The sequence below is a fragment of the Mesorhizobium sp. M0077 genome (assembly GCF_040322955.1).
Lineage (GTDB): Bacteria > Pseudomonadota > Alphaproteobacteria > Rhizobiales > Rhizobiaceae > Mesorhizobium.
The window spans coordinates 1-594 of sequence record NZ_JAMYUL010000044.1; the positions used below are offsets into that span (position 1 = coordinate 1).

The 594-nt window shown below is 64.6% G+C and carries 1 protein-coding gene; it reads left to right on the forward strand.

The window, feature by feature from the left end; genetic code table 11:
• The coding region (locus NKJ57_RS30840) for a cadherin domain-containing protein (RefSeq protein ID WP_352513794.1) at nucleotides 1-594 on the forward strand (594 nt) is incomplete at both ends.

Sequence of the window (594 nt, forward strand, 5' to 3'; positions counted from 1 at the left end):
CGCCAACGCCGCGCTGCTCAATTTCGAGGACGCGACCAGCCACACCATCACCGTCCAGGCCTCCGACGGAGCCGGCCCGACCACCGCGCAGACCTTCACCATCAATGTGACGGACGTCAACGAGGCACCGACGGTGACCTCGGGTGCGACGGCTAGCGTGGCGGAGAACGCGCCGGCCAGCACGGTGGTGTATACCGCGACGGCGACCGATCCAGACACCACGGCGCCGAACAATACCAAGACCTGGAGCTTGACCGGCACCGATGCGTCGCTGTTGAGCATCAATTCCAGTGGGCAAGTCACGCTCAACACCTCGGCCAACTTCGAAGCCAAGAGTTCCTACAGCTTCAATGTCGTGGACACCGACGGCGGCGGCCTGACTGGCAGCAAGGCCGTGGTGCTGAGCATCACCGACGTCAACGAGGCACCGACGGTGACCTCGGGTGCGACGGCTAGCGTGGCGGAGAACGCGCCGGCCAGCACGGTGGTGCATACCGCGACGGCGACCGATCCAGACACCACGGCGCCGAACAATACCAAGACCTGGAGCTTGACCGGCACCGATGCGTCGCTGTTGAGCATCAATTCCAGTGG